The sequence below is a fragment of the Nocardia sp. CA-129566 genome (assembly GCF_050956075.1).
Taxonomy (GTDB): Bacteria; Actinomycetota; Actinomycetes; order Mycobacteriales; family Mycobacteriaceae; genus Nocardia.
The window spans coordinates 2,034,302-2,055,074 of sequence record NZ_CP192085.1; the positions used below are offsets into that span (position 1 = coordinate 2,034,302).

Annotated in this window: 2 protein-coding genes; both read left to right on the plus strand. The window is 65.3% G+C overall.

The genetic code is table 11. The annotated features are described in order from the left end of the window. The first annotated feature begins 18 nt into the window (after nucleotides 1–18). A complete protein-coding gene (locus tag ACQP0C_RS09210) occupies nucleotides 19–10,872 on the plus strand; it encodes an SDR family NAD(P)-dependent oxidoreductase (protein WP_433732450.1) in 10,854 nt (3,617 codons plus the stop codon). Beyond that, the gene (locus ACQP0C_RS09215) at nucleotides 10,869–20,765 is read left to right on the plus strand and encodes an SDR family NAD(P)-dependent oxidoreductase (RefSeq protein WP_433732451.1); all 9,897 of its coding nucleotides are present in this window, start codon (nucleotides 10,869–10,871) and stop codon (nucleotides 20,763–20,765) included. Before ACQP0C_RS09210 ends, ACQP0C_RS09215 begins: the two co-directional genes overlap by 4 nt. The last annotated feature ends 8 nt before the right edge of the window (nucleotides 20,766–20,773 follow it).

The window sequence follows — 20,773 nt, forward strand, 5'->3', positions numbered from 1 at the left end:
CATTTAGGAGCCCCACCGATGGCCGACAACGACGAGCTACGGCAATACCTCAAGAAGACCGCGAAAGAGCTGTACGAGACCAAACAACAACTCCGCGAGCTCACCGATCGGTCGACCGAGCCAATCGCCATCGTCGGCATGTCCTGTCGGTACCCCGGCGGCGTGCGGTCACCCGAGGATTTGTGGCGCGTGACCGCGGACGGTGTGGACGCGGTCGGGGACTTCCCAGCCGACCGAGGGTGGGATCTGGAGCGGCTGTACAACCAGGATCCGGATGTGCCGGGCACGGTATATACCCGTGAGGGCGGATATCTCGACTCCATCGGCGACTTCGATGCGACCTTTTTCGGGATCGGCCCACGCGAGGCCGCGGCGATGGACCCGCAGCAGCGCCTGATGCTCGAGGTGTCCTGGGAAGCGTTGGAGGATGCCGGTATCGACCCGGTATCGCTGCGCGGCACCGGCACCGGCGTCTTCGCCGGCGTCATCCACCAGAACTACGGTCCCCGCATCGGCTCCCCGACGACCACCGGCGAGACGGAAGGCCACGCCTACTTCGGTGTCGCGAACAGTGTGCTGTCCGGTCGGATCGCGTACTCCTTGGGCTTCAAAGGTCCAGCGATTTCGGTCGATACCGCGTGCTCGTCGTCACTGGTGGCCATGCACCTCGCGTGCCAGGCGCTGCGCAACGGCGACGCCACACTGGCCCTGGCGGGCGGCGTCACGGTGATGTCGGATCCCTCCCTGCTGATCTCGTTCGCGCGCCAGCGGGGGCTGTCCTCCGATGCACGCTGCAAGGCGTTCGCGGCGGCTGCGGACGGTACCGGCTTCTCCGAAGGCATCGGGATGCTGGTGCTGGAGCGGTTGTCGGATGCCCGGCGGCTCGGTCACACCGTCCTGGCGGTGGTGCGCGGAAGCGCGGTGAATCAGGACGGCGCGAGCAACGGCTTGACCGCGCCGAGCGGTCTGTCACAGGAACGGGTGGTCGCGCAGGCATTGGCGAATGCCGGTCTGGTCGCCTCGGATGTCGACGCGGTGGAGGCGCACGGCACCGGCACGAAGTTGGGGGATCCGATCGAAGCATCGGCACTGATCAGTGTCTATGGGAAGGGGCGGGAGAGCGGACCGTTGCGTCTGGGTTCGCTGAAGTCGAATATCGGGCACACCCAGGCGGCCGCGGGGGTCGGTGGGGTGATCAAGATGGTGCAGGCGATGCGGCACGAGATGTTGCCGAAGACGTTGCATGTGGATGCGCCGTCGCCGCACGTGGATTGGTCTGCGGGGACAGTACGGCTGCTCCAGAACAGTGAACCGTGGCCCGCGGGGGAGCGGGTGCGTCGGGCGGGTGTGTCGTCGTTCGGGGCCAGTGGCACCAACGCCCACCTCATTCTGGAGGAGGCGCCCGCCGCTCCGGTCGCCGCGCAGGCGGGAGCCGAGGCCGAGCGGGTGATGAGTGCGGAGTCCATCGCATCCGATGTCGTTGCGCTGGTGATCTCGGCCAAGTCCGAGGACGCGCTGCGCGCGCAGGCGGATCGGTTGCGGCAGTGGCTGATCGGTGATCCCGAAGCCGGTATGTGGGATGTGGCGCATTCGTTGACGACGTCGCGGGCGCTGTTGGACTGGCGCGGTGTGGTCGTGGGACGTGACCGGAATGAACTGTTGGCCGGTCTGGCCGAGTTGGCGGCGGGCGCGCCGAACACCATCGAGTCGAAGACAAACTCTGGGAAAACGGCTTTCCTGTTCACCGGTCAGGGTGCACAGCGGGTCGGTATGGGCGCGGACCTGTATCGCGCGTTTCCGGTATTCGCGGCGTCGTTGGACGAGGTATGCGCGCAGTTCGACCCGCTGCTGGGGCGTTCGCTGAAGGATCTGATGTTCGCCGGTTCCGACGGGGCGTTGGATCGGACGGAGTTCACCCAGCCTGCGTTGTTCGCGTTCGAGGTGGCGTTGTTCCGGTTGGTCGAATCGTTCGGTGTCACACCGGATGTGTTGATCGGGCATTCGATCGGGGAGTTGGCTGCCGCGTATGTGGCGGGCGTGTGGTCGCTGTCGGACGCCTGTGCGCTGGTGGCGGCCCGTGGCCGGTTGATGGGTGCGCTGCCCGCGGGGGGCGCGATGCTCGCCGTGGCGATCGGTGAGGAGCAAGCGGTCGAGGTTGTCGCCGATTTCGGTGATCGGGTGTCGATCGCGGCGGTGAATGGTCCGTCGTCGACGGTGCTGTCGGGGGATGCCGACGCTATCGAGGTGATCGAGCGGCAGGTCTCGGCTCTTGGGGTCGATACAAGTCGGTTGCGGGTGAGCCATGCTTTCCATTCGGCGCGGATGGATCCGATGTTGGCCGAGTTTCGTTCGGTGGCAGCAGGTATCGCATATCGGTCGCCGAGTGTGCCGGTTGTGTCGAATGTGTCGGGTGAGGTTGCCGGGGATGCGGTGACCGATCCGGAGTATTGGGTGCGGCAGGTGCGCGCCGCGGTGCGTTTCGCGCCTGGTATCGCGTCGCTGGTGGCGTCGGGTGTGCGGCGTTTCCTCGAGGTGGGTCCGGATGCGGTGCTGGCGGCGATGACCCGTGGGTGTCTGGCCGAGAACCAGGAGGTCGAGTCGGCTTCGTCGGTTGCGGCGGCATCACGTCGGTCGACCGATGAGGTGGTGCAGTTCGTTACCGCTTCGGCGCAGGTTCATGTCGCGGGGGTGCGGGTGGATTGGCGTCGGTGGTTCGCGGGTCGGGAGGTGCGGCGGGTTCCGTTGCCGACGTATGCATTCCAGCACCGGCGGTACTGGTTGCAGCCCAACAGCGACGCGTCGCCGTCGTCGTCGGATCATCCGATTTTGACGGGTGTGGTCGGGTTGGCGGGTACCGACGAGTGGTTGTTCACCGGCCGATTGTCGTTGCGTACTCATCCGTGGATCGCCGATCACACGACTTACGGTGTTGTGGTTGTGCCGAGCGCGACGTTGATCGAGTTTCTTCTTGTCGCGGGGGGCCGGATCGGTTGCGGGGTGGTTGAGGAACTCACGCTGCAGGCGCCGATTCTGCCGACCGGAGATGACGAGGTCGAGCTGCAGGTGTTGGTGCAGGCGCCCGATGCGTCCGGGCGTCGCCAGTTCGAGTTCTTTTTCCGGAAGTCGCCGGATGACGAATGGGTGCACAACGCGACCGGTGCGCTTGCCGGGCAGTCGGACAACGATTCGGTATTGCTGTCGCGGTTGCGCGACGAGCAATGGCCGCCCGCCGACGCCGAATTCGTGGACAGTGCGGGTCTTGCGGAGCGGATCGCATACGGCACCGGGCTCGAGTACGGTCCGGCATTCATCGGTGTTCGTGCCGCGTGGCAACGTGGCGACGCGGTCTTCTCGGAGATCGCCCTGGATACCGACGCGGCGCCGGAGCCCGGTCGGCACTATCTGCATCCGGCTCTGCTGGATCTGGTGATGCACGCGGGTTTCTTCCGGTTGATGTGGCGTGATGCGGATTTCGCCCCGGATACCGGCCGGTTGTTGTTCCGGTGGGGCGGTGCGCGTTTCCACAAGTCGGCGACAGCCGGCGAATGGCCCGCGGAGGTGACCTCGCTTCGGGTCATCGCGATCGCGACCGGAACCGAGACCATCTCCGTCGCGGCCGTCGATTCGGACGGCAATCCGATCGTGTCGGTCGATGCGGTGGTGATGCGCACGTATGACGTCAAGAAATTCCGGAGCACTGTGTCCGGTGACGATGCGAGCCTGTACGAGGTGCATTGGGAGCGCACCGCGGCAGGGCCGACCGACCGATCCGCATTGTCGATGGCGGTGCTCGCGGAAACGACGGTGCCCGGAATCGATGCGTTCTATGGATCGGTCGCCGATGTTGTTGCGGCTGAACATGTTCCGGATGTGGTTGTGTGGCGGCCGACCGAGCCGTCCGCCGATGATGCGGCCGATGTTGCGCCAGTGGTGCGGGCGGGGGTGCTCGGCACGCTTGCGTTGCTGAAGGCTTGGCTTGCGCAGGAACGTTTGTCCGATGCTCGGTTGGTGGTGGTCACGGCGGGCGGTGCGGGGTTGCCCGGCGAGGTTCCGGAGTTGGTCGCTGCTTCGGTGTGGGGGCTGATGCGCAGCGCGCAGTCCGAGCATCCCGAGCGGTTCGTCCTCATCGACGAGGACCCTGCCCGGCCGTTGGCTGTCGATCGCATCCGGGCGGTGTTGCGGTCGGGTGAATCGCAGGTCGCGGTGCGTGGTGGGGAGGTTCTGGTTCCCCGGCTGACGCGCGTGTCCGCGTCGGTGGGCACCGGTGCGCCATCATCGTTCGGGGACGGGACGGTGTTGATCACCGGTGGCACGGGTGGGCTGGGTGCGTTGTTCGCCCGCCATCTCGTGGCCGAACACGGCGTGCGCAGGCTGGTGCTGACCTCGCGCCGGGGACCCGAGGCGGCGGGCGCCGCCGAGCTGGTCGCCGAACTGGCGCAGTCGGGGGCCGACGCTCAGGTGGTCGCGTGCGACATCGCGGACCGCGATGCGGTGTGCGAGCTATTGGACAGCATCGATCCGGCTGTCGGATTGACCGCCATCGTCCATACCGCCGGGGTGCTCGACGACGGCACCGTCGAGTCGTTGACCGGTGCGCAGGTGGATCGGGTGTTGGCACCGAAGGTCGACGGGGCGTGGCATCTGCACGAGCTGACCCGCAATCGTGACTTGTCGGCGTTCGTCATGTTCTCGTCGGTCGCGGGAGTGCTCGGTTCGCCCGGGCAGGGCAATTATGCTGCGGCGAACGGTTTCCTGGATGCGTTGGCGCAGCAGCGGCGAGCGGCGGGGCTGGCTGCGACGTCGTTGGCGTGGGGGCCGTGGAATCAGGGCAGCGGGATGACCGGCGAGCTCGACCGCACCGCTCTGGTGCGCTGGGAGCGGCTGGGGCTGGGACAGCTCGCCGATGTGCAAGGTCTGCGCCTGTTCGATGAGGCCGTCGCGCACGCGGTCGCGCGGCTGGCGCCGATCCGGTTCGACGCGAGTGTCTTGCGTCGTGCCACCGATGTGGCGGTGGTTCCCGCGGTGCTGCGTGGATTCGTGCGGCGTTCAGCGCATCCGGTGCAGACCACGGCAGGACACGCGGCGGGTTCATTGGGCGCGAGGTTGGCCGGGGTGCCGGAGGCGCAACGTGGCGAGGTAGTGCTGGAGATGGTGCGCGACCAGGTCGCCGCAGTGCTCGGGCACGACTCGGGGGCCGATATCAGGCCCGATCAGCCCTTCGATGAGATCGGTTTCGATTCGCTGGGTGCGGTGGAGTTCCGTAACCGGCTGGCCAAGGCCACCGGTGTGCAGTTGCCGTCGACCTTGGTGTTCGACCATCCGACCCCCGCAGCCGTGGCGAAGCTGGTGCAGTCGCGCGTCCAGCCGACGACGGTGGGCGAGCCCGTCAAGAAGACTGTGCGCCGGGTGCGAGCCGACGAGCCGATCGCGATCGTGGGGATGGCCTGCCGGTTCCCCGGCGGTGTCGAATCACCGGATGAGCTCTGGGATCTCGTTGCCTCCGGAACCGACGCGACCGGCGATTTCCCCTCGGATCGCCACTGGGATCTGGAGCGATTGTTCGATTCGAATCCGGACAAGCCCGGTACGGTCTACACCCACCGCGGCGGATTCCTCTATGACGCAGGCAATTTCGATCCGGGTTTCTTCGGGATCAGCCCGCGGGAGGCGTCCGCGATGGATCCGCAGCAGCGATTGTTGCTGGAGGTGTCGTGGGAGGCGTTGGAGCACGGGGGGATCGATCCGGTGTCGTTGCGCGGCAGTGACACCGGCGTGTTCGTCGGAGCGGGGTACTCGGGCTACGTCGATCGCGTAGTCGGCGATCTGGAGGGCTACCGGCTCACCGGTACCACGAGCAGCGTGATGTCCGGGCGGGTGGCCTATGTCCTCGGTCTGGAGGGGCCCGCGGTCACCGTGGACACCGCGTGCTCATCGTCGCTGGTCTCGCTGCACCTGGCCTGCCAGGCGCTGCGCCAGGGGGAGAGCTCGATGGTGCTGGCGAGCGGTGTGACCGTCGCGGCAAGTCCTTACCTCTATGTCGATTTCGCGCGGCAGCGCGGTCTGTCGCCCGATGGACGTTGCAAGGCGTTCTCCGCCGCGGCCGATGGCGTCGCGTTCTCCGAGGGCGTCGGCGTGCTGGTGCTGGAGCGGCTTTCCGACGCCCGGCGCCTGGGGCACAACGTCCTCGCCCTCGTGCGTGGGACGGCGGTGAACCAGGACGGTGCGAGCAACGGCTTGACCGCGCCGAACGGTCCGTCGCAGGAGCGAGTGATCGCGCAGGCCCTTGCGAATGCCGGGCTCACCCCCGCTGACGTGGATGCGGTGGAAGCTCACGGGACCGGCACCACCCTGGGCGATCCCATCGAAGCCAACGCGTTGATCGCGGCATACGGGCACGATCGTGGCGATCGGGAGCCATTGCGAATCGGATCGATCAAATCGAATATCGGCCACACCGTCGCAGCCGCCGGTGTCGGTGGCGTGATCAAGATGGTGCAGGCGCTGCGATACGAAACCCTGCCCGCGACCTTGCACGCGGAAGAACCGTCCCCGCACGTGGATTGGTCCGCCGGTGCGGTGCGCCTGCTGACCGAGCCGGAACCGTGGCGCACAGGGGGGACGGTTCGCCGGGCCGGTGTGTCGTCGTTCGGAGTCAGCGGCACCAACGCCCACGCGATCATCGAGGAAGCGCCCACCCCACGGTCGGTCGTCTCACCACCGGATTCCGACCGCCCGCGCGCGGTGGTGCCATGGCTGGTGTCGGCCAAGAATCAGCCCGCGATCCGGGCACAGGCGGCGAAACTGCACACGTGGCTGATCGATCACCCCGATGCCGATCCGGCGGATGTGGCGTATTCGCTGGCGACGACGCGTGCGCAGCACGAGTGGCGGGCCGCCGTCATCGGCGGTGATCGCGAGGAACTGATGGCGCGGCTGGCGAAGTTGGCCGTCGGTTCCGCCTCGGCCGGAGTGGTTTCCGGCACGGTGGGCTCCGGGAAGACCGCCTTCCTGTTCACCGGTCAGGGCGCGCAGCGGGTCGGTATGGGCGCCGGCCTATCCGAGGCCTTCCCGGTATTCGCCGCAGCGCTGGAGGAGGTGTGTGCCCAGTTCGATCCACTGCTGGGATGTTCACTGAAGCAAGCGATGTTCACCGGACACCTGATCGACGATCAGGGAGTCGCCGCGGAGAGCGGGTTGCTGGATCGGACACGATTGACCCAGCCCGCTTTGTTCGCGTTCGAAGTGGCGCTGTATCGGCTGTTGGAGTCGTTCGGACTCGTCCCGGATATGGTGATCGGGCACTCTGTCGGTGAACTGGCCGCGGCATATGTGGCCGGTGTGTGGTCACTGGAAGACGCCTGCGAGCTGGTCGCGGCACGAGGGCGGCTGATGGCGGCGCTGCCGGCGGGTGGTGCGATGCTCGCGGTCGCCGCGTCCGAGACCGAAGTCGGCGCGACGATAGCCGGATTCGGTGATCGGGTGTCGGTGGCAGCGGTGAATGCGCCTGCGGCTGTGGTGGTCTCGGGCGACGAGCAGGCCGTTGCCGAAATCGATCGGCTCTTCGCCGAGCAGGGGCGCAAGACGAGCCGTTTGCGGGTGTCGCATGCGTTCCATTCACATCGGATGGAGCCGATGCTGGCCGAGTTCGAGACCGTGGCGGCCGGAGTAACTTTCAACACCCCGCGGATTCCGTTGGTGTCGAACATCTCTGGCCGGATCGGCGGCGACGAGATCTTGGATCCGGGGTACTGGGCGTCGCAGGTGCGCGCCGCGGTCCGTTTCGCGTCCGGTGTCGAGACGCTGGTGGCGTCGGGCGTGCGCCGGTTCCTCGAAGTCGGGCCCGACGCGGTGCTGGCGGCGCTGACACGGCAATCGCTCGCCGCGGATATCGAGGCTCGATCGCTGGTCGCCGCGGCGGCCCGTCGGGATCACGACGAGGTCGAGCAGTTCCTGACGATGCTCGGCCAAGCTCACACCGCTGGCGTGGCGGTCGACTGGGATGTGCTGTTCACCGCCCGCCAGGTGTCACGAGTTGCCTTGCCCACCTACGCCTTCGAACATCGGCGGTACTGGCTCGAACCCCGCCTCGGGGAGCCCAGGAACGCGACCTCGGAACACCCGCTGCTCACCGATGCGGTGCGCGTGGCCGACCGCGACGAGTGGTTGTTCAGCGGGCGGCTTTCGCTGCACACCCATCCATGGATCGCCGACCACACTACTTACGGTGTGGTGCTCGTCCCCAGTGCCGCGCTCATGGAGATGCTGCTGGTCGCAGCACGGCGGATCGGATGCAGCGCCGTGGACGAGCTCACCCTCGAGGCGCCGATCCTCCCGCCGGCAGACGGCGATGTCGAACTCCAGGTCCTGGTGCGGGAACCGGATCCCGCGGGACGTCGATCGTTCACGTTCCACTACCGCCGTACCGGCGTCGCGGACGGCGAGTGGACGCGAAACGCCAGTGGCGTGTTGAGCGGTCGACAGCTGATCGATATCGGACTTGTGGACATGCTGCGAAACGAGCCGTGGCCGCCGGTCGACGCCGAACCGGTGGACACCGACTGGATTCCGGCCCAGGCGGCGCGGGTCGCCGGACTGGAATACGGTGCCTCGTTCATCGGCATCGATGCCGCATGGCGCAGTGGTGGCACGGTGTTCTCCGAGGTCACCCTGAACCAGGAAATCCCGGCCGAACGGTTCCAGCTGCATCCGGCGCTGTTCGACATGGTGATGCATGCCGGAATGGCCTGTTTGATCTGGCCCGACCACACGAGCAATCCCGCTGAGGGCAAACTCTTGTTCCGTTGGGGCGGAACGCAATTCCACACCACGTCCAAGGTCAGGACGTTGCGGGTGATGGCCGTCCAGCGCAGCAGTGAGGCGATCACCGTCGTGGCCGTCGACCAGGACGGAACTCCGGTGGTTTCCATCGACGAAGTGGTCATGCGCTCCTACGACGTGCAGCAGTTCCGCGCCACGCTGGCCGGTGGACGTGCGGCGCGGTATGGGTTGCGCTGGGCGGCGGTCGGGATGGCCGATGGACTCACCCCGGCCATGAGCGCAGCCGTGCTCGGAGCCGCGCAAGTGACCGGAATCGATGAGCGGTATCCGGATCTGGCGACGCTCGCTTCGGCTGCGACCGTCCCGGACGTCGTAGTTTGGTCCGAAGCCGCTGCGCTGCACGATGATTCGCAGCCATCCGCAAGCGAGCGGGTGACTGCCGCCTTGCACATGGTCGGCGGCTGGTTGGCCGACGAGCGGTTCGCACGGTCGCAGCTGGTCGTGGTGACCAGGCGTGCGGCAGCCCTGCCCGATGAGGCGCCGGACACCGCATCGGCTGCGGTATGGGGGCTGATACGTAGCGCTCAGACCGAGTATCCGGAGCGAATTGTGCTGCTCGACGCGGATGAATCCGGTGGTGCGCACGTTTCGGCCGACTCGATCCGAGCGGCGATATCGACCGGAGAGACGCAGGTGGCATTGCGGGGCGACCGCATCCTGGCACCGCGACTGGAGGCGGTGACCTCCCCGGCCGTGGAGAAAGTGTCGTTCGGGTCCGGGACCGTTCTGATCACCGGCGGGACAGGCGGATTGGGCGCGCTGCTGGCCCAGCATTTGGTGACCGCGCATGGTGTGCGACGACTGCTGCTGGTATCTCGCCGTGGCGAGCGGGCGGACAGCGCGCGGGAACTCGCGGCGGAACTGTCCCGACTCGGCGCCGAGGTGCGAGTCGCCGCCTGCGATGTCACCGACCGCGACGCGCTTCGAGATCTGCTGTTCAGCCTTCCCGCGGAGTACCCGCTAACCGGTATCGTGCACGCCGCTGGCGTACTCGATGACGGCACGTTCCACACGCTCACCAGCGACCAGGTCGATCGGGTGTTCGCTCCTAAAGCCGATGCGGCGTGGCATCTGCACGAGCTCACTCGGGACATGAACCTGTCGGCGTTCGTGCTGTTCTCCTCGATTGCCGGAATGATCGGTTCCGCGGGGCAAGCGAATTACGCTGCCGCGAACAGTTTCCTGGACGCCCTGGCTGTGCAACGCCGCGCCGAGGGACTACCGGCGCTCTCACTCGCCTGGGGGCCGTGGCAGCGCGACATCGGCATGACCGGCGCTTTGGATCGCACCGCCATGGGCCGACTGGACCGTATGGGCCTGGCCCCGCTGGACCGCACCGACGGTCTGCGGTTGTTCGATGAATCGCTGACCACCGCAGAACCGGTATCAGCGCTGGTGCACCTGGATACCGACAAACTGCGCCTGCAAGCGCACACCGGTCCGGTACCGGCTGTGCTGCGCGGGTTCGTTCGCGCCCGCGGCCGCTCGGCCACGACATCGAAGGGCGAACCCTCGCTCGGGGAGCGTCTGCACGGTGTGGCGGAGGCGAAGCGGCGTGGGGTCGTCCTCGACCTGGTGCGCGAAAACGTGGCGGCGGTGCTGGGTTACGGCTCGGCCGACGACATCGGGCCCGATCGTGGCTTCGATGAACTCGGCTTCGATTCCCTCGGCGGCGTCGAGTTCCGGAACCGGCTTACGAAGGTAACGGGGCTGTCGCTGCCCTCGACCTTGGTGTTCGACTACCCGACCGCGGGAGATATCGCCGACTACCTGCTGGCGCAGACGACGGTTACGGCGCCCACGCAACCGTCGTCGGCGGTGCCCGACGACATCGCGCGGCTCGAGTCCCTGCTCGAGCGGATTATCGCCAACGGCAGCGACAACGACGAGACCGTCGCCGGATTGCGGGGCGTCAACGAGCGCCTGCGCACCTTCCTGGGGGGCAAGTGGTCGGACCGCGACTACGACGATCTCGAATTTTCTTCCGACAGTGAGCTCTTGGATCTGATCGACGAGGAGTTTGGCCCAGCATGAGCAACCCCGACACCAGCAACGAGGAACGGCTCAGTCGGTATCTGAGGAAGCTCACCGGCGATCTGCGCGCCGCCAAGAAACACATCCAGCACTTGGAAGAACGTGCCAGCGAACCGATCGCGATCGTAGGCATGAGCTGTCGATACCCCGGCGGCGTCGAAACTCCGGCGCAGCTGTGGGAGTTGGTCGCCGCCAGCACCGACGCCGTCGGTCCTTTTCCGACCGACCGGGGCTGGGACCTCGAGCGGCTGTTCGACACCGACCCCGATACGCCCGGGACCATCTACACCCGGGAAGGCGGATTCCTGGATGCGGCAGGCGATTTCGATCCGGGATTCTTCGGAATAGGTCCGCGCGAGGCCGCGGCGATGGATCCGCAGCAGCGTCTGTTCCTGGAAGCGGCCTGGGAGGCGTTGGAGGACGCCGGCATTGATCCGGTATCGCTGCGCGGCGGCGATACCGGTGTGTTCGCCGGCGTGATGCACCAGGACTACGGCCCCCGCGTGGGTTCGCCGGGCCTGGCCGCTGAGTCGGAAGGCCATGCCTACCCGGGGGTTTCGGCCGCCGTCCTCTCCGGGCGCGTCGCCTTCACCTTCGGATTCAAAGGTCCGGCACTGTCGGTGGACACCGCGTGCTCGTCGTCGCTGGTTGCCCTGCACCTCGCTTGCCAGGCATTGCGTCAGGCAGACACCTCGCTCGCCCTGGTCGGTGGGGTCACCGTGATGTCCGACCCCACCCTGCTGATCGCTTTCGCCCGGCAGCGTGCGCTGTCCCCGGACGCTCGGTGCAAGGCATTCGCGGCAGCGGCGAACGGGACAGGATTCTCCGAGGGCCTCGGCATGCTCGTGGTCGAGCGATTGTCCGACGCACGCCGCAACGGCCACCATGTCCTCGCGGTCATCCGTGGCAGCGCGGTCAACCAGGACGGCGCAAGCAACCGGCTGACCGCGCCGAACGGTCCTTCGCAGGAAAAGGTGATCGCGCAGGCCCTCGCGAATGCCGGTCTGACGCCCGCCGACATCGATGTGGTCGAGGCGCACGGCACCGGCACCTCCCTCGGCGACCCGATCGAGGCGCAGGCGTTGATCGGTGCCTACGGTCGCGATCGTGCCGGAGATCCGCTGCGTATCGGCTCGCTCAAGTCGAATATCGGACACACCTCCGCCGCAGCCGGTGTCGGCGGTGTGATCAAGATGGTCCAGGCATTGCGACACGAAATGCTGCCCGCGACACTGCATGTCGATGCGCCGACCCCGCATGTGGATTGGTCGGCAGGAACGGTGCGGCTGCTCACCACGCCGGAACCGTGGCCAGCAGGGGAGCGGGTGCGTCGCGTCGGCGTGTCCTCCTTCGGCGCCAGCGGTACCAACGCTCACGTGATTCTGGAAGAGGCTCCCGTTCCGGAGCCGGCCCCTGCCGGACCGGCGGACGATGCCGCCGATCGCGGTGCAGTGGCGTCCGGAGTCGCCCCATGGCTGGTATCGGCGAAAACCGAGGCCGGCCTGCGTGCGCAGGCAGCCAAACTGCTGCACTGGGTGACCGAACACCCCGACCTGACAGTCGACGATATCGGCTATTCACTGTTGACGACCCGCGCCCAACTGGACTGGCGGGGCACGGTGGTGGGCGGCAACCGGGACACGATGCTCGCCGGACTGGCAGCGCTGGCCGAACACGGATCGGCGAGCTCCGCCAATGGCGTGGCGACGGGGCAGGCGCTCACGCGTAAGGCAGCCTTCCTGTGCACCGGGCAGGGCGCGCAGCGGGTCGGGATGGGACGTGAACTGTATGAAGCGTTCCCGGTGTTCGCTTCGGCGTTGGATGAGGTCTGCGCGCAGTTCGATCCACTACTGGGCGGTTCGCTGAAACAGTTGATGTTCACCGGTCAGCTGGTTGCTGGCGGCGCTGACCATGCTGATGCCGGTGTGCTGGATCGGACGGAGTTCACCCAACCCGCGCTGTTCGCATACGAAGTCGCGCTGTGCCGGCTCTTGGACTCGTTCGGTGTGACACCGGATGTCCTGATCGGACATTCGATCGGTGAGCTGGCCGCGGCGTATATCGCCGGCGTGTGGTCGCTACCGGACGCGTGCCGACTGGTCGCCGCGCGTGGTCGCCTCATGGGGCAGCTGCCGGAAGGCGGCGCAATGCTGGCCATCGCGGCGAGCGAGCTCGAGGTATCCGAGGCGCTCGTCGACGATGCGCACCGGGTGTCCATTGCCGCGGTGAATTCGCCGGTAGCCGTTGTCGTTTCCGGTGACGAGGACGCGGTGACGGCGCTCGAGCAGCGGTTCGCCGACCGCGGGCGGAAGACATCGCGCTTGAAGGTGTCGCATGCGTTCCATTCACACCGGATGGAACCGATGCTGGCCGAGTTCGAGTCTGTCGCACGGGATGTGACCTATCACCGCCCACAGATTCCACTGGTATCGAATCTATCCGGCCGCATTGCGGGAGATGAAGTGCTGGAACCCGCTTACTGGGTCCAGCAGGTGCGGGCGGCCGTTCGGTTCGCCCAGGGTGTGGACACTCTGGTGGCCGCGGGCGTGCGTCGATTCCTGGAGATCGGTCCGGATGCGGTGCTGACGGCGATGGCCCGTCAATGCTTGCCCGAAGATATCGAGTCGCAGTCGGCGGTGGTTGCCGGAGCACGTCGAGGGCGGGCCGAGGTCGAGCAGCTCGTGAACGGCCTGGCACACGCGCACGCGGTTGGCGTCGATGTCGACTGGACGGTGTTCTTCGCCGCTCGCTCGGTCTCGCGAGTGTCGTTGCCCACCTATGCCTTCGAGCGACGTCGCTATTGGCTCGCGCCGGATGGAGTCGAATCCCTTGGCTTGGGTGTGGTCGATCGTCTGAACGCGGACCCGGTGTCGGAGTCGCTGTTCGGTGTGGATTGGGTTGCTGTTCGGCAGTCGGTGGTGGCTGTTGAGCCGGAACGTGTTGCGGTGTTGGGTGCTGGTCAGGGTTTTGGGGGTGTGCCGCGTTTTGGTGATCTTGCGGCGTTGATTTCTGATCTGGATGCGGTCGAGGGTCGGGTTGTTCCCAAGGTCGTGTTGTTGGAGTGCCCCGATGGTGTGGGTGCGCCGCCGGAGGCGGCACGGCATGTTGTGGCCGGTGTGCTCGACACTGTTCGACTGTGGTTGAGCGATGCTCGCTTTGCTGATTCTCGTTTGGTTGTGGTGACCGAACATGCTGTGTCCGTTGCCGATTCTGAACGTGTGGATTTGGCTCAGGCTCCGGTGTGGGGTTTGTTGCGTGCTGCGCAGGCTGAGCATCCGGGTCGGTTCCAGCTTCTCGACGTGGATCGGGACGACTGGGATCAGGACCCGGTCGCTGTCGCGGCCGTGGCAGCGGCTGCTGTGATGGAACCGGAAGCCGCGTTGCGTGGTGGGGCTGTGTTGGTTCCGCGGTTGAGTCGTCACGCAGCTGGCGAGGTTGTTCGGCTGGCAGAGCCCGGCACCGTGCTGATTACCGGTGGTACAGGTGGTTTGGGTGCGTTGATCGCTCGGCATCTTGTTACCGAGCATGGTGTGGCTCATCTGCTTTTGACGTCTCGGCGTGGTCTGGATGCTCCTGGCGCTGTTGCGTTGCGTGATGAACTGGTGGAGTTGGGTGCGCAGGTGACCGTCACCGCATGTGATGTGTCCGATCGGGATGCACTGGCCGTCTTGATCGACAGCATCCCAGATGAGGCTCCCCTCGTTGGGGTGGTTCATGCTGCGGGGACTGTTGATAACGGTCTGGTCGAGTCGATCACCCCGGACCGGATCGACTATGTCTTCGGGCCGAAGGTCGATGCGGCGTGGCATCTGCACGAGCTCACTCGTGATCATTCGTTGTCGTTGTTCGTGTTGTTGTCTTCAGCCGGTGGGCTTGTTCTGGCGGCTGGTCAGGCGAATTATGCTGCGGCGAATGTTTTTCTGGATGCCTTAGCGGCGTATCGCCGCAGTTCGGGGTTGCCTGCGACGTCGGTGGATTATGGGTTGTGGGCGCGGTCGAGCGGGCTCGGTATGGAGTTGTCCGAGGCTGATTTCGAGCGGATGCGCAGGCAGGGTCTTCCTGCTCTGACCGAGGCCGAGGGTCTGGCGCTGTTCGATTCGGCGATAGCCACCGATACCGCTCAGGTGGTGGCGTTGCGGGTTGATCCGGCGGTGCTTCGAACCCGGGGCGAGCAGATTCCGGCATTGCTCCGCGCCATTGCTCCGGTCTCTGCGCGTCGTCACCCGACAGCCTCAGCAGTGGGTCAAGGTTTTCTGGATGATCTGGTCGGTTTGTCGGATGCTGATCGTCGTATCGCTGTGCTGGAGTTGGTTCGATCGGTAGCCGCCGGGGTTCTCGGGCATCCCTCTATGGATGCTGTTGAGCCGCAGCGGGCTTTCCAGCAATTGGGGTTCGATTCGCTCGGTGCTGTCGAGTTCCGCAACAAACTCAATACCGCGACCGGCCTACAGTTACCGGCCACCCTTACCTTCGATTATCCGAATCCGCAGGCTGTTGCCCAGTTCATTGATTCCGAACTCAGTGGCACCGTGGTTGTTGATGAAGGTGTGGTCGGTCGGGTTCGGGTTGACGATGATCCGATCGCGATTGTTGCGATGAGTTGTCGGTATCCGGGTGGGGTGGCCTCGCCGGAGGACCTGTGGCGGTTGGTTGCCGACGGGATCGATACCACCGGCGAGTTGCCGGTGGATCGTGGCTGGGACATCGAAGGCATCTACGATCCGGAGCCCGGCAAAGCCGGCAAGACCTACACCCGTCAGGGTGGATTCCTTTATTCGGCAGCCGATTTCGATGCGGACTTCTTCGGGATCAGTCCCAATGAGGCGACGATGATGGATCCGCAGCAGCGGTTGCTGCTGGAGACCTCGTGGGAGGCATTGGAACGGTCCGGTGTCGATCTGGTTTCGTTGCGCGGCAGCTCGACCGGGGTCTTCACCGGCATGACATTCCACGACTATCCGGCCAACGCGAATTCGGGATCTATTGCATCCGGTCGAGTGTCGTATGTTTTCGGTTTCGAGGGACCGTCGGTCACGGTCGATACGGCGTGCTCGTCGTCGCTGGTCGCGATGCATCTGGCTGCCCAGTCGTTGCGGTCGGGGGAGTGTGATCTGGCGTTGGCCGGGGGTGTGGCGGTGATGGCTACACCCGAAACCTTTGTGGAGTTCAGCCGTCAGCGGGGATTGTCGCCGGACGGTCGGTGTAAACCCTTCGCCGATGCCGCCGATGGCGTCGGGTGGTCCGAGGGTGTCGGCGTCCTGGTGTTGGAGCGACTTTCCGATGCCCGGCGCAATGGTCATGAGGTGTTGGCCGTTATTGCTGGTTCGGCGGTGAATCAGGATGGCGCGTCGAATGGTTTGACCGCGCCGAACGGTCCGTCGCAGCGTCGGGTGATTCGGCAGGCGTTGGCGAATGCCGGAGTGTCACCGGTCGAGGTGGATGTGGTCGAAGCCCACGGCACGGGTACCACTTTGGGTGATCCGATCGAGGCTCAGGCGTTGTTGGCGACGTATGGGCAGGATCGGGATCGTCCGTTGTGGTTGGGGTCGTTGAAGTCCAATATCGGTCATGCTCAGGCTGCTGCGGGTGTGGGTGGTGTGATCAAGATGGTGATGGCGATGCGTCATGGCGTGTTGCCGCAAACGCTGCATGTTGATCAGCCGAGTACGAAAGTCGATTGGTCCCAAGGCAATATCGAGTTGTTGACCGAGTCACAGTCGTGGCCGGTGACCGGTCGGCCACGTCGGGCTGGTGTGTCGTCGTTCGGCATCAGTGGCACGAATGCTCACCTCATCCTGGAGCAGGCTCAGGTCACCGAGGCTGTGCCGGTGGCGGAGCAGGCTCCGGTGGCCGACTCGGTGCCGGTGGTCGAGACCGCCCCGGCTGTGTTGCCGTGGGTGGTTTCGGCGCGCAGTGGTGAGGCTCTTGGTGAGCAGGCCCGGCGTCTGGCATCGCGTATCGCCGATGATTACCAGGATCCGATCGACATCGGTTTTTCGCTGGTGACTTCGAGGGTGTTGTTCGATCATCGGGCCGTGGTGTTGTCGGCCGAGCGTGATGGTCTGCGGGCCGGTACGCAGGCGTTGGGTCGTGGCGAATCTGTTCCTGGTGTGGTGTCGGGTCGGGTGGTGGCCGGTTCCACGGGTGTGGTGTTTTCCGGTCAGGGTGCGCAGTGGGCGGGTATGGCTACTGAGTTGCGCGGTACGTATCCGGTGTTCGCCGAGCATTTCGACGCGATCGTCGCGCAGCTGGATCCGCTACTGGGACAGCAGGTTTCGTTGAGCGTGGCTCTGTCGTCCGAGGATCTGGTTGATCGGACGGTGTTTGCGCAGGCGGGGTTGTTCGCGTTCGAGGTGGCGTTGTTCCGTCTGCTGGAGTCGTGGGGTGTTCGCCCAGATGTGGTGGCTGGTCATTCGATCGGTGAGGTGGCTGCTGCGCATGTGGCGGGGGTGTTGTCGTTGGTGGATGCGTGTGTGTTGGTGGCTGCGCGTGGCCGGTTGATGCAGGCTCTACCCGCTGGTGGGGCGATGGTCGCTGTGGGTGCCTCGGAGTCCGACGTGCTGCCGCTGCTGGTTGGTGGGGTGTCGATTGCGGCGGTGAATGGTCCGTCGTCGGTGGTGGTCTCAGGTGTCGAGGATGCGGTCTCGGCTGTTGTCGAGGCGTGTGTCGAGCGTGGTTGGCGGACGAAGCGGTTGCGTGTTTCGCATGCTTTCCATTCGGTGTTGATGGAGCCGATGCTGGCCGAGTTCGCCACGGCTATTGAGGGTTTGGTGTTCGCTCGGCCGAGTTTGCCGTTGGTGTCGACGGTGACCGGCGCGAAGGTTGTCGATGAGATGTCGGATCCGTCGTATTGGGTGGGTCAGGTTCGTGACACGGTGCGATTCGCTGATGCTGTTCGAACGGCCAGGGATTCGGGTGTGGTGCGGTTCGCCGAGGTCGGACCGGATGCCGTGCTGTTTCCGATGGTCAACCAGATCATCGATGGTGGGGAGACAACCGCAGCTACGGGTGCGGCTCCAACGGTGGTGGCGTTGGCGCGTCGGGATCGGGCTGATGCTTCTACCTTGTTGGGTGGGGTCGCGGGTTTGTTCGTCTCGGGTGCCGAGGTGGACTGGGCTGGCCTGTACTCCGGTACGGGAGCCCAGCGAATCGACCTGCCCACCTACGCTTTCCAGCGTCGGCGGTATTGGATGGCCGAAGGGTCCGCTGCTGCCAATGGTGGGGCTCGGGCGATGGGTTTTGTGGCTACCGGGCATCCTTTGGTTTCGACGATGGTGTCGCAACCGGATTCCGACGGCGTCGCTCTGAGCGGTCGTTTGTCGGTGCAGACGCATCCGTGGCTGGCCGATCACAAGGTGATGGACACGGTGTTGTTCCCCGGGACCGGCTTTGTCGAACTCGTTTTGCATGCCGGGGAACAGGTCGGCTGCTCCATGCTCGAGGAGCTGGTTCTGCAAGCTCCCTTGGTGTTGCCGGAGTCCGGTGGCGTTGCGGTGCGTGTCGTGATCGGTGACCAGGACGAGGCGGGTCATCGACCAGTGCGGGTCTTCTCCTGCCCGGACGGCGATGTCGATACGAGACCATCGTGGACATTGCACGCTGAAGGTGTGCTTGCCGTGGGTGAGACGGAGGCTGATTTCGATCTGTCTTCGTGGCCGCCGGTTGGCGCCACTGCTGTTGATATCGATGGTGTTTACGACTCGCTCGACGCGCAGGGCTATCAGTACGGTCCGGTGTTTCAGGCATTGACATCGGTGTGGCGTGGGACCGAGGGAATCTATGCCGAGGTCGCTTTGCCCGAACAAGCCCGCTCTGACGCAGGTGGGTTCGGTGTGCACCCCGCGTTGCTCGATGCGGCTTTGCATGCTTTGCGTTCAGCAGCAGTGGATATGCCTGCGGATGAAGTTGCCCTGCCGTTCGAGTGGTCAGGTGTCAGCGTGTATGCGGCTGGGGCCGATGCGTTGCGTGTTCGACTCACTCGGGTGGGTGAGAACGGTGTCGTGCTGGATCTCGCGGATTCGACCGGTGTCCCGGTGGCATCCGTGCGGCATTTCGCGTCTCGACCGATAGATCCCGCGCAACTCACTGCTGGTGGGTCGCCTGCCAGGAATGCGTTGTTCCGGATCGGCTGGACACCGATCTCGGTGCCCGAAGCCGAGGTGACCGCAGTGGGGTGGGGGGATCTAGGTGATGATGTCCCCGCAGTGGTGGTGTTGGACTGTCCGACAGGTAATGATCCGGCTGCTGTTCATTCCGCGACCCACGATGTTCTGCAGGTACTTCAGGCCTGGACGACAGCGCCTCGGTTCGCCGATTCGGTGTTGGTGGTCCGGACCAGCGGTGCGGTATCGGTAGTCGGGGAAGACATTACAAACCTTGCCGGTGCCGCGGTGTGTGGTCTGGTTCGGTCCGCACAGACCGAACATCCTGGCCGGATCGTGTTGATCGATACCGACTCCGACGATGCCGGCTTGCTGGGTGGGGTGGTGGCTGCTGCCGAACCTCAGGTGGCTGTGCGGGATGGGCAAGTACACGCTGTGCGGTTGGGCCGAGCGGTTTCCACTGCGGACACCGCTGCCGTGGAAACCGCTTTCGGTCCGGACGATACTGTTCTGGTCACCGGTGCGGGTGGGTTGCTCGGTGGGTTGTTCGCCCGGCATCTGGTTGCCACCCGCGGTGTCCGCCGCTTGCTGCTGTTGAGCCGTCGCGGTGAATCCGCCCCCGGCGCGACCGAGCTGCGAGCGGAGTTGCAGCATCTCGGTGCGGAGGTCGAGTTCGTCTCGTGCGATGCCGCTGATCGCAGTGCGTTGGCTGCGGTACTGGCCAATGTTCCTGCCGGTCATCCACTTACGGGTGTGTTCCATCTGGCCGGCGTGCTCGATGACGGTGCGATCGGTTCGCTTACCCCGGACCGGTTGGACACGGTATTGGGACCCAAGGTCGATGCCGCCCTGCACCTGCATGAATTGACTCAGGACCTCCCGCTGAAGGCGTTCGTGTTGTTCAGTTCGGTGGCAGGCACGTTCGGCAACGCTGGGCAAGGTAACTATGCGGCGGCCAACGCGTGTTTGGATGCGTTGGCGGCGCATCGCAGGGTGTCCGGTCGGTGTGGGCAGTCCCTTGCGTGGGGTTTGTGGGGCATGGACGGCGGGATGGCCGGTGAACTCGATGCTGTTGACCGCCAGCGGATATCTCGCTCCGGTGTGCTGCCGCTATCGGAGGAACAAGGCCTCGCACTGTTCGACGTGGCGACTCGGATCGATGCGGCGATGCTGGTCCCGGCCCGTTTGGATCTGGACAGCATTCGCGCCGCGGGGTCGGCCTCGCCATTGTTCGCTGATCTGATCCCGCAGCGTCGTAAAGCAGCCTTGAGCGCGGCTGCGGCGTTACGTGCTCGTTTGGCCGATACCCCGGAGAACGAGCGTTTCGGTGTGTTGGTGGAGATTGTTCGCGGCCAGGTCGCGGTGATTCTGGGGCATCAGAACACGAATGCGATAGAGGTGGACAAGGCGTTCAGTGAGTTGGGCTTCGATTCGGTCACTGCGGTCGAGTTCCGTAATGCCCTGAAAGCTGTGACGGGTTTACAGCTGCCCGCGACTCTGGTGTTCGACTATCCGACACCGAAGGCCCTGGCCGACCACCTCGGCGAGGAACTCACCGACCACAGCCCGGACGAGTCGGCAGATCTACCGGAAAACGATATTCGTCGAGCCCTTCAGACAATTCCGCTCGCCCGTCTCCGCGACGCGGGTCTGCTGGATGCGCTTATGAAGCTTGCGCAGGGCCAGGAGAGATATGACGAGATCGATCAGAGCATCGCGGACGACTCAATTGACGCGCTGGATATCGACGATCTGATCGATCTGGCTTACAACAGCTCATTAGAGGACTGATTCCGATA

Excerpts from the sequence above, each read along its gene's own strand:
- ACQP0C_RS09210 (WP_433732450.1), top strand. The coding sequence starts at position 19 with ATGGCCGACAACGACGAGCTACGGCAATACCTCAAGAAGACCGCGAAA.
- ACQP0C_RS09215 (WP_433732451.1), top strand. The coding sequence starts at position 10,869 with ATGAGCAACCCCGACACCAGCAACGAGGAACGGCTCAGTCGGTATCTG.